The organism is Micromonospora sp. WMMD998 (genome assembly GCF_029581235.1).
Taxonomy (GTDB): Bacteria; Actinomycetota; Actinomycetes; order Mycobacteriales; family Micromonosporaceae; genus Micromonospora.
On the sequence record NZ_CP120740.1, the window covers coordinates 5739021 to 5752333 of the forward strand.

The 13313-nt window shown below is 76.6% G+C and carries 10 protein-coding genes; 5 read left to right on the forward strand and 5 right to left on the reverse strand.

The genetic code is table 11. The annotated features are described in order from the left end of the window. Window position 1: 1 nt before the first annotated feature. Entirely contained in the window at window positions 2-2803 is a 2802-nt protein-coding gene (locus tag O7619_RS25805; protein ID WP_282283928.1) for a LuxR C-terminal-related transcriptional regulator, read from the reverse strand. Window positions 2804-2967: 164 nt separating this feature from the next. On the opposite strand from O7619_RS25805, the gene O7619_RS25810 reads away from it, so the two are divergent. The 5 genes from O7619_RS25810 (at window position 2968) to serS (ending at window position 8300) form a co-directional block, all read left to right on the forward strand. After that, window positions 2968-3384 (forward strand): hypothetical protein, encoded by a 417-nt coding sequence (locus O7619_RS25810; RefSeq protein ID WP_282283929.1) that lies wholly within the window; start codon window positions 2968-2970, stop codon window positions 3382-3384. After that, entirely contained in the window at window positions 3381-4517 is a 1137-nt protein-coding gene (locus O7619_RS25815; protein WP_282283930.1) for an alcohol dehydrogenase catalytic domain-containing protein, read from the forward strand. Before O7619_RS25810 ends, O7619_RS25815 begins: the two co-directional genes overlap by 4 nt. Before the next feature lie 31 nt (window positions 4518-4548). Beyond that, window positions 4549-5724, forward strand: coding sequence for a saccharopine dehydrogenase NADP-binding domain-containing protein (locus O7619_RS25820; RefSeq protein WP_282283931.1), 1176 nt, complete (start codon window positions 4549-4551; stop codon window positions 5722-5724). Window positions 5725-5814: 90 nt separating this feature from the next. Then, window positions 5815-6933: a MerR family transcriptional regulator gene (locus tag O7619_RS25825; protein WP_282283933.1), complete on the forward strand. Its 1119-nt coding sequence runs from the start codon at window positions 5815-5817 to the stop codon at window positions 6931-6933. Between the two features lie 80 nt (window positions 6934-7013). After that, the gene (serS, locus tag O7619_RS25830; RefSeq protein ID WP_282283935.1) at window positions 7014-8300 is read left to right on the forward strand and encodes a serine--tRNA ligase; all 1287 of its coding nucleotides are present in this window, start codon (window positions 7014-7016) and stop codon (window positions 8298-8300) included. On the opposite strand, the gene O7619_RS25835 is transcribed toward serS, so the two are convergent. From O7619_RS25835 to O7619_RS25850, 4 genes are read right to left on the reverse strand one after another with little or no spacing between them, the layout of a single operon-like run. Beyond that, complete coding sequence (locus O7619_RS25835; protein ID WP_282283936.1) at window positions 8284-9219, reverse strand: cytochrome c biogenesis CcdA family protein; 936 nt, start codon at window positions 9217-9219, stop codon at window positions 8284-8286. The two genes, serS and O7619_RS25835, sit on opposite strands and share 17 nt — an antisense overlap. Then, window positions 9216-9812: a redoxin domain-containing protein gene (locus O7619_RS25840; RefSeq protein ID WP_282283937.1), complete on the reverse strand. Its 597-nt coding sequence runs from the start codon at window positions 9810-9812 to the stop codon at window positions 9216-9218. Before O7619_RS25840 ends, O7619_RS25835 begins: the two co-directional genes overlap by 4 nt. Before the next feature lie 22 nt (window positions 9813-9834). Then, window positions 9835-11301, reverse strand: a complete 1467-nt coding sequence (locus O7619_RS25845) for an NADH-quinone oxidoreductase subunit NuoF family protein (protein WP_282283938.1) — start codon at window positions 11299-11301, stop codon at window positions 9835-9837. Beyond that, on the reverse strand, window positions 11298-13106 hold the full coding sequence (locus O7619_RS25850) for a hypothetical protein (RefSeq protein WP_282283939.1): 1809 nt from the start codon (window positions 13104-13106) through the stop codon (window positions 11298-11300). The genes O7619_RS25845 and O7619_RS25850 overlap by 4 nt, the downstream gene beginning before the upstream one ends. Between the last annotated feature and the right edge of the window lie 207 nt (window positions 13107-13313).

Sequence of the window (13313 nt, forward strand, 5' to 3'; positions counted from 1 at the left end):
GTCAGATCAGCCGCAGCTCGCGTGCCCGCCGGACCGCCTCCCGGCGGCGGGTCGCGTCGAGCTTGCGGTAGATGTTGCGTACGTGGGTCTTCACCGTGTTGACCGACAACGACAGCTCGGCGGCGATCTCCACGTTGGTCAGGATGCTCTGCAGGTAGCGCAGGACGGTCAGCTCCCGTTCGGTGAGCGGCTCGTCCAAGGCCCGCGCCGGCACCTCCGGCGTCCCGTCCGTCCGCCGCGCGTCCACGTCGCGCACCAGGTCGTCCACGGTCGCCCAGTAGGCGGTGCCGGTGTCCCGGTGGGTGGCCAGCAGGTCGCGTACCCCCGGCTCGGCCCGGGTGAAGACGCGCCGGCAGCCCTCCGGCTCGGCCAGTGCCAGCACCTCCTCCAGCAGCCGCCCGGCCCGCCGCCCGTCCCCCGCCGCCCCGGCCAGCGCCGCGTCGAGCAGTCCGGCCCCCAGCCGGACCGGCAACGGCCAGCCGGTCGCGGCCGGATCGGTCCAGTCGGGCAGCGCCCGCTCGGCCGCGCGGGGGTCACCGGACCGCAACCACAGCCGGGCGGACGCCAGCGCCAGCGCCGGATCGGTCGGGTCGCCGCCCGTCTCGTCCAGCAACGCGCGGGCCCCGCCCAGGTCACCGGCCGCGGCGCGGAGTTGGGCCTCCCCGGCGGTGAGCCAGGCCGCCATCTCGCCGCCGGGCGCCACCGTCCGGGCCGCGGTGAGCGTGCGCGACGCCGTCGCCGGCTGGCCGCCGTCGGCCAGCAGCCCGGCCCGGCAGAGCGCGGCCAGTGCCGCCCCGCCCGGCTCCGCGCCGGCCGGCCCGGCGAGCGCCAGGTGGGCCGCCGCCTCCGCCGGCCGGTCCCGGTGCCAGGCCACGAGCGCCAACGCCAGGTACGCGTAGCCGCAGTCCGCCCGCGACGACCAGCCCTGGCAGGGCGGCATGGACAGGGCCGCCCGGGCGTGTTCCTCGGCGGCACGCAGCGCGCCCCGGGCCGCCTCCAGCACCGCCGACCGGCTGGCGCAGAGCAGCTCGGTCCGCGGCCGGCCGGCCCGTCGCGCCGCCGCGAGCGCCGTGCCGAACCACCCGCCCGCCGCCGGCAGGTCCCCCTCGGCCAACGTCACCAGCCCCAGCGCGGCGCCCGCGACCGCCCGTACGTCGTCCGCATCGACGCTCCCGGCACGCGGGTCGACGCCGGGACCGGCAGGCCCGCCGGGCACGGTGGACGCGGTCGGCACGCCGGGCACGGTGGACGCGGTCGGTCCGCCGGGCGCGGTGGCGAGCAGGCGGTCGGCGGCCCGGCGTACCTCCTGGTGGTCGTCGGCGAGCCGGGCCAGGCTGATCTCGACCGCGGTGGCCAGCCGGCGGAACCGGTCGCGGCGCGGCGCCGGCAGGTCGGCGGCGTGGGCGAGCGCCCGCCGCACCTGCCCGCCGGCGGCGGCCGGGTCCCCGGCGTACGCCCGCTCGGCGGCTGCCGCCAGCGCCAGCTCGGGATCCCGGCGGACCGCCTCGGCCGGCGGCTCGGGCGGTGCCGGCGCGGCGGCCCGGTCCGGCTCGCCCGGCGCCAGCTCCGGCCAGCGGGTGATCAGCAGGTCGGTGGCGTCGGCCCACTCGCCGGCGGCGAGCGCGTGCCGCAGCGCCTCGGCTGGCCGGTCGTGCGCGGCGAACCAGCCGGCCGCCCGCCGGTGCAGCTCACGCAGCTCGTCGGCGGGCAGCCGGCTCAGCTCGTCGCGGAGCAGGTCGGCCAGGAGCGGGTGCGGTCGGTACCAGGGCGGGCTGCCGCCGTCGGACTGCACGAAGCCGCCGTCGCGGGCCGCCTCGGCCAACAGGCGCCCGGCGTCGGCCCGCCCGGTCACCGTGACCGCCAGGTCGGCGTGGAGCGCGACCGCCACCGCGCCGAGGCGCAGCACGTCGCGGGCCGCCGGGTCCAGCGGCGCGAGCACCTCGCCACGCAGGTACGCGGCCACGTCCGGCTGGTCGCCGGTGAAGTGGTCCACCGCGCGGGCCGGGTCGACGCCGGCGCCGAGCGCCAGCGCGGCGAACCGCAGCCCGGCCGGCCACCCCGCGGTCCGCGAGGTGAGCCGGGACACCGCCTCGGCCGGCACCGGCACGCCGTGCGCGACAAGCAGGTCGGCCACCTCGTCGACGGTGAACGACAGCTCGTCCGGACCGAGCACGGTCAGCTCACCGGCCAACCGCCACCGGTGCAGCGACAACTGCGGTTCCCGCCGCGCGGCGGCCACCAGCCGCAGCCGCCCGTCGCCGTGGCGGAGCAGAAACTCCAGCCCGGCCAGCGCCGCCGGGTCGGTCACCCGGTGCAGATCGTCCAGGACCAGCAGCACCTGGTGCTCCCGCTCGGCGAGCGCGGCGGCGAGCGCCTCCACCTGCTCCGGCCGGGGCGGGCCGTCCGGCACCGGTGGGGGCGGCCCCTCCTCCGGGTTCCCGGCGACCGCGGTGCGCAGCGCCGCGGCCAGGTACGCCCAGAGCCGCCCGGCGGTGTCGCCGTCGGCCACGCTCACCCAGACCGGCGCCGGACCGGACCGCGCCGCCCGCGCCCAACCGGACAGCAGGGCCGTCTTGCCCCAGCCGGCCGGCGCGAGGAGCAACGTGACCGGTCCCGCCGCCCCCCGCTCCAGCCGGTCCACCAGCCGGGGGCGCAGCACCGCCGGTTCGGGCGGCGGGGGCGGCGTCAACCGGGACGCCAGCAGCGGCGGCCCGGCGACCCGGGACGGCGCGGCGATCCCAGGCGGCGCGGCGGTCCCGGTTGGCACGGTGGCGAACCCGGCCCGGTCGGCCTCCTGCGGCATGCGTCCCTCCCCCGTCGGTGCGCGGGGCGGTTACCCGGCCCGCGCCGGTTCACCCCTTCGGGGCGAACCCGGGTCACCCGGGCCGCCGCGACCGTGGAGGGACGCGGGAGGCCGGCGCGCACCGCCGGCCGCCGCCCGGAGTGACCGCGACCTCGGGAGGGCCTGTGGCTCGGACCGGACGACTTGCCGCCGGCGTACTCGCCGTGGTGGCCGGCGGCGCGCGTGCCCTCGTACGGCGGCGGGCCGCGACCGACCCGCGGCCGGCGCGCTGGCAGGTGGTGACCGTGACCGGGCGGCCCGAGCAGGTGCTCCCGGCCGGGCGGTGGCCCGAGCCGCTGCGCCGGCTCGACGGCGCGGTCGAGGTGTGGGCCCGCCCGGCCCCCGGCGGGCGCGGCACCGAGCTGGCGGTACGCCCGCTGGGCGGGGCGCCGACGCTGCCCGGGCTCGCCGCGCACCTGGTCGGCGACGACCCGGGCCGGTTCCTGCGGCAGGTGCTCCGGGAGACCCGGCAGCTCCTGGAGACCGGCGAGGTGCTGCGGGCGGACCGCTCGCCGCTCGACCGCCCGGGGACGGCGCGGTGAGGGCGCTGTGCTGGGAGGGCGCCGGCGCGCTCGCCGTACGCCAGGTCCCCGACCCGGAGCTGCGCAACGCCCGCGACGTGATCGTCCGGGTGCGGCGCAGCGTGACCTGCGGCGGCGACCTGCCGTTGCTGGCCGGGCGGGTGCCCGAGGCGGCGGCCGGCGAGGTGCTCGGGCACGAGTTCCTCGGCGAGGTGGTCGAGGTCGGGCCGGACGTACGCCGGCACCGGGTCGCCGACCGGGTGGTGGTCGGCGCGGCGGTCGCCTGCGGTTCGTGCTGGTTCTGCCGGCAGGGGTTGCTGGCCTGCTGCGACAACGGGACCGGCGGCGCGGCGGCCGAGCCGGAGTGGGGACCGCCCGCCGCCGGGTGCTACGGCCGGCCCGCCCGCCTCGGCGGCTTCGCCGGTGGCCACGCCGAGTACGTCCGGGTGCCCTACGCCGACGTCGGCGCGCACGCCGTCCCGGAGGAGGTCGACGACGACCGGGCGGTCTTCGCCGCGGACGCCGCGCCGGCCGGCTGGCACGGGGTGGAGGTCGGTGGCGTCGGCCCGGGCGACGTGGTGGCCGTCTGGGGCGCGGGCGCGGTCGGCCAGCTCACCGCCGGGGCGGCCGTGGACCGCGGCGCGGCCCGCGTGCTCGTGGTCGACGAACACGACGACCGGCTGCGGATGGCCGCCCGGCACACCGGCGCCGAGCCGCTCCACCACCGGTCCGTGGACGTCCTCGCCGAGCTGCGGGAACGCAGCGGCGGCCGGGGGCCGGACGTCTGCGTGGACGCGACCGGCCCGCCGTCGGCCCCGGCGCGCTGGCCGTCGGCCGGTCCGGACGGCGGGGTGGCGCTCCGCGAGGCGGTGCACGCCTGCCGCAAGGGCGGCACGGTGGTGGTGCTCGGCGGCGGGACGCCGTTCGTGGACCGGTTCCCGCTCGGCGCGGTGACGGACAAGGGCCTGGCCGTACGCGGCGGCAGCCGGGCCGGGCCGGACGCCATCCCCGCGCTGCTGGACCGGATGGCCCGGGGCGAGCTGGTCACCGAGCACCTCGCCACCCACCGGCTGCCGCTGGACCGGGGCGCGCACGGCTACGCGCTGTTCCGCGACCGGACGGACGGATGCGTCCGGGTGGCGTTCACCCCGTGATCCCGGCCGGCGCGGATGGCACACTCGGCGGATGCCCACCGACCGCACGTACGACCTGGTCCTGTTCGGCGCCACCGGCTTCACCGGCGGCCTCACCGCCGAGTACCTGGCCCGGCACGCGCCGGACCGGCTGCGCTGGGCGCTCGCCGGGCGCAACCCGGCCAAGCTGGCCGCCGTGCGTGACCGGCTGGCCGCGATCGATCCCGGGCTGGCCGAGCTGCCGCTGCTCACCGCGGACGTGACCGACGCGGCGTCGCTGCGGGCGGTCGCGGACAGCGCCCGGGTGGTCGCCACCACGGTCGGCCCGTACGTGCACCACGGCGAGCCGCTGGTGGCCGCCTGCGCCGCCGCCGGCACCGACTACCTCGACATCACCGGTGAGCCGGAGTTCGTCGACCTGATGTACGTGCGGCACCACGCCGAGGCGGTGCGCACCGGGGCCCGCCTGGTGCACGCCTGCGGCTTCGACTCGATCCCGCACGACCTGGGCGTCTGGTACACGGTCACGCAACTCCCCACGGACGGGCCGGTCACCGTGGACGGCTACGTCCGGGCCGGCGGCCGGTTCTCCGCCGGGACCTACCATTCGGCGCTCACCGCGTTCTCCCGCACCGGCGAGACGAGCCGGGCGGCGAAGGCCCGCCGGGCGGTCGAGCCGCGACCGGACGGGCGGCGGGTACGCGCGGTGCCGGGCAAGGTCGGGCGGATACCCGAGTTCGGCCAGTGGGCGGTGCCGCTGCCCACCATCGACCCGCAGGTCGTCCGCCGGTCGGCGGCGGCCCGCCCGGAGTACGGCCCGGACTTCCGGTACCGGCACTTCGCCGCGCTGAAGCGACTGCCCACGGTGCTCGTCGCCGGGGTCGGGCTGGCCGGGGTGATGGGGCTGGTGAAGCTGCCGCCGACCCGGCGGTGGCTGCTCGGCCGGCTCGCCTCCGGGCAGGGGCCGAGCGCCGAACAGCGGGCGAAGTCCTGGTTCCGGGTGCGGTTCGTGGGCGCCGGCGGGGGCCGGCGGGTGGTGACCGAGGTGGCCGGCGGCGACCCCGGCTACGACGAGACCGCCAAGATGCTCGCCGAGTCGGCGCTCTGCCTGGCCTTCGACGACCTGCCGGAGACCGCCGGCCAGCTCACCCCGGTGGCCGCGATGGGCGACGCGCTCCTGGACCGCCTGGTGCGCGCCGGCATCACCTTCCGCACGCTGGAGGGGTAAGGCGGGGCCCCCGCTTAACGCATTTGGTAGAGGCGGGGCCCCCGCTTAACACCTTGGGACGTTGACCCTCGACCCGGTGGAGGGCACAGGATGACGGCCGTGGAGAGCGAGCTTCGCAGCATCGGTGAGCTGGCCCGGGCCAGCGGGTTGACGGTGAGCGCGCTGCGGTTCTACGACCGCTGCGGCGTGCTGCCGCCGGCCCGGGTGGATCCGGTGACCGGCTACCGCTGGTACACCGGCGACCAGGTGGCTCCGGCCCGCCTGGTGGCCGGGCTGCGCCGGGTCGGCATGCCGCTGGCCGGCATCGCGGAGGCGCTGCGGCACCGGCACCATCCGGCCGAGGTGCACCGCCTGCTTGACGCGCACCTGCGCCGGCTGGAGGACGGCCTCGCCGACGCGCGTCGCGAGCTCTCCCGGATCCGTAGCCTGATCGACCCGGAGGAGACCGTCGTGACCACCCGCCTCGTGCTGTCCCGCACCGACCTGACCGCCGCCGTCGCCGCCGTACGCTTCGCCGTCGGCACCGACCCGGAGCTGCCGGCCCTGAGCGGCGTGCTGCTGACGGTCGAGCCGGACGGCGTACACCTGATCGCCACCGACCGGCACCGGCTGGCGGTGGCCCGGGTCGACGCCACGGTCGACGGCCCGCCGGTGGGCGCGCTGCTGCCGGTGGCCGCCGTGGACGAGCTGCGCGCGCTGCTCGACACCGGCGCGGCCACCGTGGAAGCCGTCGTCGCGGACCGGGTGACGTTCTCCGTGGCCGACCGTACGCTGACCGCCGTCCCGCTGCCGTACGACTTCCCGGACTACCGCCGGCTGCTACGCACGCAGCTCGGCGACGCGCCCGCGTACCGCATCCCGGTGGACGGCGCGGCGTTGCGCGCGGCGCTGCGCGCCGACGGCGTCCGGGTATGTCACCGCACGCACGACGGCGTCGCGCACGAGGTGGTCGCGCTCGGCCTGGACGGCCGGGGTGAGCTGCGGCTCGTCGACCCCACCACCGCCGGGGCCGCCGACGGCCCGGACGGCGCGGGCGGTGGCGCGGATGGTGGGCTGCGGGTCGGGCTGAACCGGGAGTACCTGCTCGACGCGCTGGACGCCGGCGGCGGCCAGCTCGTGCTGGAGCTGGACGGGCCGATCACGCCGCTGGCGGTGCGCCGGGCCGACGACGCGCGTGCGTTCTCCATCCTCATGCCGGTGCGCCTGTAGTCCGGCCCCGGGCCGGCGGGGCGGCGACGGTAGCATCTTGGGGTCCCACCTGACTGCCTGGACGGAGGCGTACGAGCAGCATGCTCGACATGGAGTTGATCCGGAAGGATCGCGAGGCGGTGGCGACCGCGCTGGCGAAGCGTCTGGATCCCGCCGAGGTCACCCGGGCGCTTGACGACGTCCAGCGGCTCGACCAGGAGCGACGCGCCCTGATCACGGAGATCGACGCCGAGCGGCAGCGCCGCAAGGCCGAGGCGCGCGCGTACGCGGAGGCGAAGCGGTCCGGCGCCACGCCGCAGCCGGTCGCCCCGGAGGCCGAGCGCAAGCAGCTCGCGGAGCTGGAGTCCCAGCTCGACGAGGTGCAGTCCCGGCTGCGCTCGGCGATGAGCGAGCTGCCCAACCTGCCCGCCGACGACGTGGTCGCCGGCGGCAAGGAGGCCAACCGGGTGGTGCGGACGTTCGGCGCGGCGCCGGCCATCGAGAAGGTCCGCGACCACGTGGAGTTGAGCCGCGCGCTCGGCCTGGTCGACCACGAGCGGGGCGTGAAGCTCGGGGGCTCCGGCTTCTGGATGTACACCGGCCTGGGCGCCCGCCTGGAGTGGGCGCTCGTCAACTGGCTGATCGAGCGGAACGTCCAAGCCGGGTACGAGTTCCTGCTCCCGCCGCACCTGCTGCTGGACACCGCCGGTTTCGCCGCCGGGCAGTTCCCGAAGTTCTACGACGACGTCTACCACCTGGACCGGCAGTCCGCCCCGCGCGGCCAGTTCCTGCTGCCCACGGCGGAGACGGCGATCCTCGGCGCCTACCAGGACGAGATCCTGGAGACGTCGAAGCTGCCGCTGAAGGCGTTCGCCTACACGCCCTGCTACCGGCGTGAGGCGGCCGGCTCGCACTCCGACGAGCGGGGCACGGTGCGCGGCCACCAGTTCAACAAGGTGGAGATCTTCCAGTTCACGCTGCCGGAGCAGGCCGACGCCGCGCTGGAGGCGATGGTGGGTCACGTCGAGGGCCTGGTCGACGCGCTCGGCCTGCACTTCCAGACCAGCCTGCTGGCCGCCGACGACGCCAGCGCCTCGATGAAGAAGACGCTCGACGTCGAGGTCTGGATGCCGAGCACCGGGAAGTACAAGGAGGTGTCGTCGGTGTCCTGGGCCGGCGACTACCAGGCCCGCCGGGCGGCCATCCGCTACCGCGAGCCGGGCGGCAAGCAGACCCGGTTCGTGCACACCCTCAACGGGTCGGCGCTGGCCACCAGCCGGCTGTTCCCGGCCATCCTGGAGCAGTGCCAGCAGCCCGACGGCTCGGTGGTGGTGCCGGAGGTGCTGCGCGACAAGCTCGGCACCGACCGTCTCACTCCGACCCGCTGATCACCTGACGCACGGGGGCCGGTTCCGCCGGCCCCCGTCGTGCGTCTGGCGTGGTGTCGGCTGTGGTGTTAAGCGGGGCCCCTTCCTCTACCGAATACGTTAAGCGGGGGCCCCTCCTTACCAGCGCGAGCAGCGCGAGCGCGAGCGCGGCGAGCAACGCCGGGCCGGCGCTGTCGAGCGTGCGTACCAGCGCCTGCTGGACGGTGGCGGCGGCCACCACCACCGGGTCGCCGAAGGCGTCGTGCCGGCCCTGGGCCAGCCGCACCTCGTACCAGCCGTACCAGGCGACGTAGCCGCCGGCGACCAGCAGCACCAGGCCGCTCAGGCGCGGCACCCACGCGCCGGCGCCGCGCAGCCGGGCCACGACCCGGCCGCGCAGCAACGCCACCGCGAGCGCGGCCACGCCGACCACCAGGGCCATCCCGAGGGCGTACGCGCCGAACAGCGCCAGCCCGCGCAGCGGTGAACCGGCCCGCAGGCTCGTCACCACGATCGCCAGGAACGGCGCGATCGCGCAGGTGAGCGACGTGAGCGCGTACGCGGCGCCGAACAGCGTCATGGACGGCCAGGTGCGGGTGAGCCGGGGCGCGGTGGTGAACGGGCGCGGCGCGGGCAGCCGCCGGCCGGCGAGCAACCAGACGCCGGCCAGCGCCAGCAGCACGCCGAGGGTGACGGTCAGCCAGGGCAGCCTGGGGCGCAGCCAGTCGGCGGCCGGGGCCACGGCCAGCCCGAACGCGCCGAAGACGAGCGCGTACCCGAGAGTCAGCCCGGCGGTCGCGGTGAGCGCCCGGCCGACCGCGCGCCCGTCGCCGGGGCCGGCCACCAGCAACGACAGGTACGCGGGCAGCATCGCGAAGCCGCACGGGTTGACCGCGCCGAGCATGCCGGCGGTCAGCGCGAGCAGCAGCGCGCCGGTCATCCCCGGGCCAGCGTCTCGACCTGCCGGGTCAGCGCGTCGCCGTCCAGGAAGCCCTGGTGGATCACCTTGCCGTCCCGGTCGAGGACCACGAACGTGCTCTGCTCGACCACCTTGAACCGGCGCCACACCGCGCCGGCCCGGTCGTCGAGTTGCGGGGTGCCGGCCAGGTCGAACTCGGTGACGAACTCCTTCATCGCCTTCTGCTCGCCCAGCCCGGCGACGCCGACGATCGGCACGGTGTCCCGGTACTTCGGGGCGATCTCGGCGACGGTCCACGCCTGGCTGGCGCACGTGGCGCACCAGGGCGCCCAGAACCAGAGCACGACCGGCCGCCCGGCGAGGGCGGCGGCGGAGAACGCCGTACCGTCGAGGGTCTTTCCGGCGAACGACAGCGCCGTGGGGACCGTCGCCGGCGCGGCCGGCGAGGCGGTCGCGGCCGGGCCGGTGGTGGTCGCGGCGGCGGAGGGCGCGGCGGCCACCGCGTCCACCGGCGCGTCGGGCCGGTCCGCGCCGACCGCGCAGGCCGCCGTGCCGGCGAGCGTGGCGGCCAGCACGGTGGCGGCGCCGAGGTGTCGGACGGTACGGGGTGGCATCGGCGGCTCCTGGAGTGGCCGGCTAGTCGGACTTGACCAGCCGGAGCGCGAGTTCGGGACAGACCTTGACCGCCTTGAGCGCGCCCTCGCGCAGCCAGGTCGGCACCGGGGTGGGCGGGAAGGCCGGGTAGCCGTTGCCGTCGAGCCGGATGAAGTCCGGCACCACGTGCGCGCAGAGCCCGTGGCCGTCGCAGCGGGACCAGTCGAGGGTGAGTTTCTGCGGGTTGCCGTCGGGCGAGCCGGGCAGGCCCATCGTGCCCTTGACCCGCTTGCCGCAGCCCTCGCCGGTGGCGTGCAGCCGCAGGTCGTCGGCGAACACCTCCATGGCGGACAACGCGAACCGGGCGGTGCCGTCGGGGTGGCTGCACGCGCCGCGTCCCTTGACGTCGCCGGCCGCGGCCCGGACCAGCTCGATCGGCGCGCTGCCGGAGACCGCGAGGTCGACGGAGCGGGCCAGGTCGGGCAGGCCCATCTTGCACGGGCCGCACTGCCCGGCGGACTCGCCGGCCAGGTAGCGGACCACCTGGGCGGCCTCGCCGAGCGGGCAGGTGTCGGCGCCGAGCGGCACGATGATGCCGGCGCCGAGCGTCCCGCCGACCGCGGTGAGGCCCTTGCGGGAGACCTCGGCCCGGTCGGCCGCCTCGGCGGTGATCCACTTGCCGTGGTAGCCGCCCATCAGGATGCCCGGGCCGGGCGGCACCTCGCACAGGTCGAGGATCTCGCGCAGCGGGGTGCCGGCGGCGCACTCCACCACGGCCGGCCGTTTCGCCGACCCGGTGACGGTGAGCAGCACCGTGCCCGGCTCGTCGTCGGTGCCGAGCGCCGCGTACTCGTACGGGCCGATCCGGGCGGCGATGGCGAGCTGGGAGTACGTCTCGGCGTTGGAGAGCAGGGTGGGCAGCCCGTTGACGCCGGAGTCGCTCGACCGCTTCTTGGTGCCGGGCGGGATGTGCGGCAACCCGTTGATGCCGTTGACGAGCGCGCCGCCCTCGCCGGAGATGAACCGGTGCGGCACGGTGACGATGGTGGTCGGCACCGGCATCCGCCGTTCCTGCAACGCCTCGGTCAGCGAGGGCCGGCCCACGTCGTCGTCGGCCACCCCGATCACGATCTCCTCGGCGTCGAGCGCGAACGCGGCGAGCGCGGCGCCGTCCAGGATGAGGTGCGGGGCCCGGGTGAGCAGCACCTTGTCCTTCCAGCTCGCCGGCTCGCCCTCGGTGGCGTTGACCACCACCACGGCGGCGAGGTCCTGCCGCTCGCAGGACTCCAGCACCGCGCGCAGCTTGCGGGCGAACGGGAAGCCCGCCCCGCCCTTGCCCTTGAGGTCGATGGCCTCGGCGAGCCGGAGCAACGCGCCCGGCTCCATCGGGCCGATCGGGCCGTGCACCTCCTCGTGCGCGAGCAGGTCCAGCCGGCCGAACTCGGAGAACCCGGCGGTGAGCCGGGGCTCCCCGACGCAGGCGACCGGCGGGACGGTCGTCCGCATCACCGGGCCTCACCCCGCAGCCCGGCCCAGTACGCGCCGTCGACCGCGTCCGCGTCGGCCTTCTTGCGGCGGCCGGAGCGGGTCTCCTTGGTGGCGCGCATGGCCCGGCGGGAGGCGAGGTCGACGAGCGTGGGGGTGTCGTCGACAAAGACGTCGTCGTCGGCGGCGTAGCGGGCCGGCGGGCGCCAGTAGTCCGGCTCCTCCGGCACGTCCTCCTCGTCCCGGTAGCGCCGGCCGGCGCCGCTGCGCGGCTCGGCCGAGATCGGGGTGCCGGAGATCGGGCCCGCTGAGATCGGACCGGCCGAGATCGGCTCGCTCGCCCAGCGGCGCGGGCTGTCCCACGGCTCCTCCGCCTCGTCGCTCGGGCGCGGCGGCGCGGAGTAGCGGGCCACCTCGGCCGCGGTGGCGTACCGGCTGCTGTCCGGCGGCGCGGAGTGGCGGCCCCCGGTGTCCGGCGGGGCGGAGTGCCGGCCACCGCTCTCCGGCGGCGCGGAGTACTGCACGGCCATGTCCTCGTCGGCCCCGGACCGGCGGCTGACCCGTTCCTCGGTGTCGCGACGGCGACGGCGGGGCCGTTCCTCGTCCCGCCGGCCGACCGGCTCCAGTTCCCCGGTGTTGCGCCGGACGGCGGACACCCGCTCGGAGTCCCGGCTCCGGCGCGCCGGCTCGCGCTCGTCGTCGCGTACCCGCGTGGTGGTCACCCGGTCGTCGTCGCGACGCCGGGACGTGCGCGGCGCGGCCGGGGCCTCCTGGGTCCGGGCGCGGCGGACCGGCTCGGCCGGTTCCTCGGCGCGTCGCCGGGCGGTGGCCGCGCGGACCGGTTCGCGCAGCGACCCGGGCTCCGGCACCACGGGTACGGCGAAGCGCTCGGGGTCGCGCTGCCGGGCGGTGCCGGCCGGCGCGGTCCAGGTGGTGGTGGTCTCGGCCCAGCGGCCCTTGCCGGCGCCGCTCTCCTCCTTGCCGGCGGCCTTCTTGCGGGTCAGCGCCGCGAACACGCCGGTACGTTCCTCGCCCTTGCCGGCCATCGCCTTGTTCAGCGCGGCGGCCTGGTGCTGTTCGCGGCTGCGCTTGCCGAGGTGGACGGAGAGGCGCACCAGCAGCGCCACCAGCACGAGCAGCACGCACGCGAGATAGCTGAGCACCACCCAGCTCTTCGCGGCCCGGCCGGCGTTGAGCCCGTGGAAGAGCGCGAACGGCCAGGACACGTACGCCATCGAGTGCAGCGACCGCCAGAACCACTTCGGCCCGACGCCGGCGAACCGGACCCGGATCAGGCCGGTCCAGAGCACGCCGACCATCAGCAGCGCGGCGACGGTGCCCAGCCCGACGTAGAGGCCGTTGCCGCCGACGAACGGCACCACCGCGTCGGTCGGACCGGCCCGGCCGATCGCGATCTTGGTGATGACGTGGAACACCAGCCCCGCCACGCCGAGCACGCCGGTGGCGCGGTGCGCCGACTGGAGCAGCACCCGGTGCCGGATGAGCAGCACCAGCCGGTCGGTGGCGAGCAGCCCCAGCATCACGGTGAGGCTGAGCGACACCAGGGCGACCACCCCGGCGAAGAACTCGGTGAAGAAGAACCCGTACGAGTACATGACGCCACCGGCGCCGGCCAGCTCCACACCGGCCCACACCAGGCCGAGCGCGGAGGCGCCGAGTGCCACCATCGCGGACTTCGACATGGTCCGGACACCACGGCTACTGGTGGTGGTCCGGACGGTCGTCGACTTCTCGTTCTGCTGTGCCCGGCCCATCTGCTCCTCGATCGTCTCGCGGCGGCGCCCCCACCGGCCGACCCTGCTCCCCACTCAGGTACGGAGCGACGGCCCGCACGGATCACCTCCGGTGGCGAATTTCTCGACCGATTCCTCGAACCGTCCCGACCGGGCGCGCGTGTAGCGCCGTACGCAACGACGGATGCCCATGCATTGACATGTTGTGCAACACGCTCGTAACCTTGCGGAAAATTTCAGTGCCGACTGCAAGAAGTCGGCACCGACGCCCGCAGGAGTCCT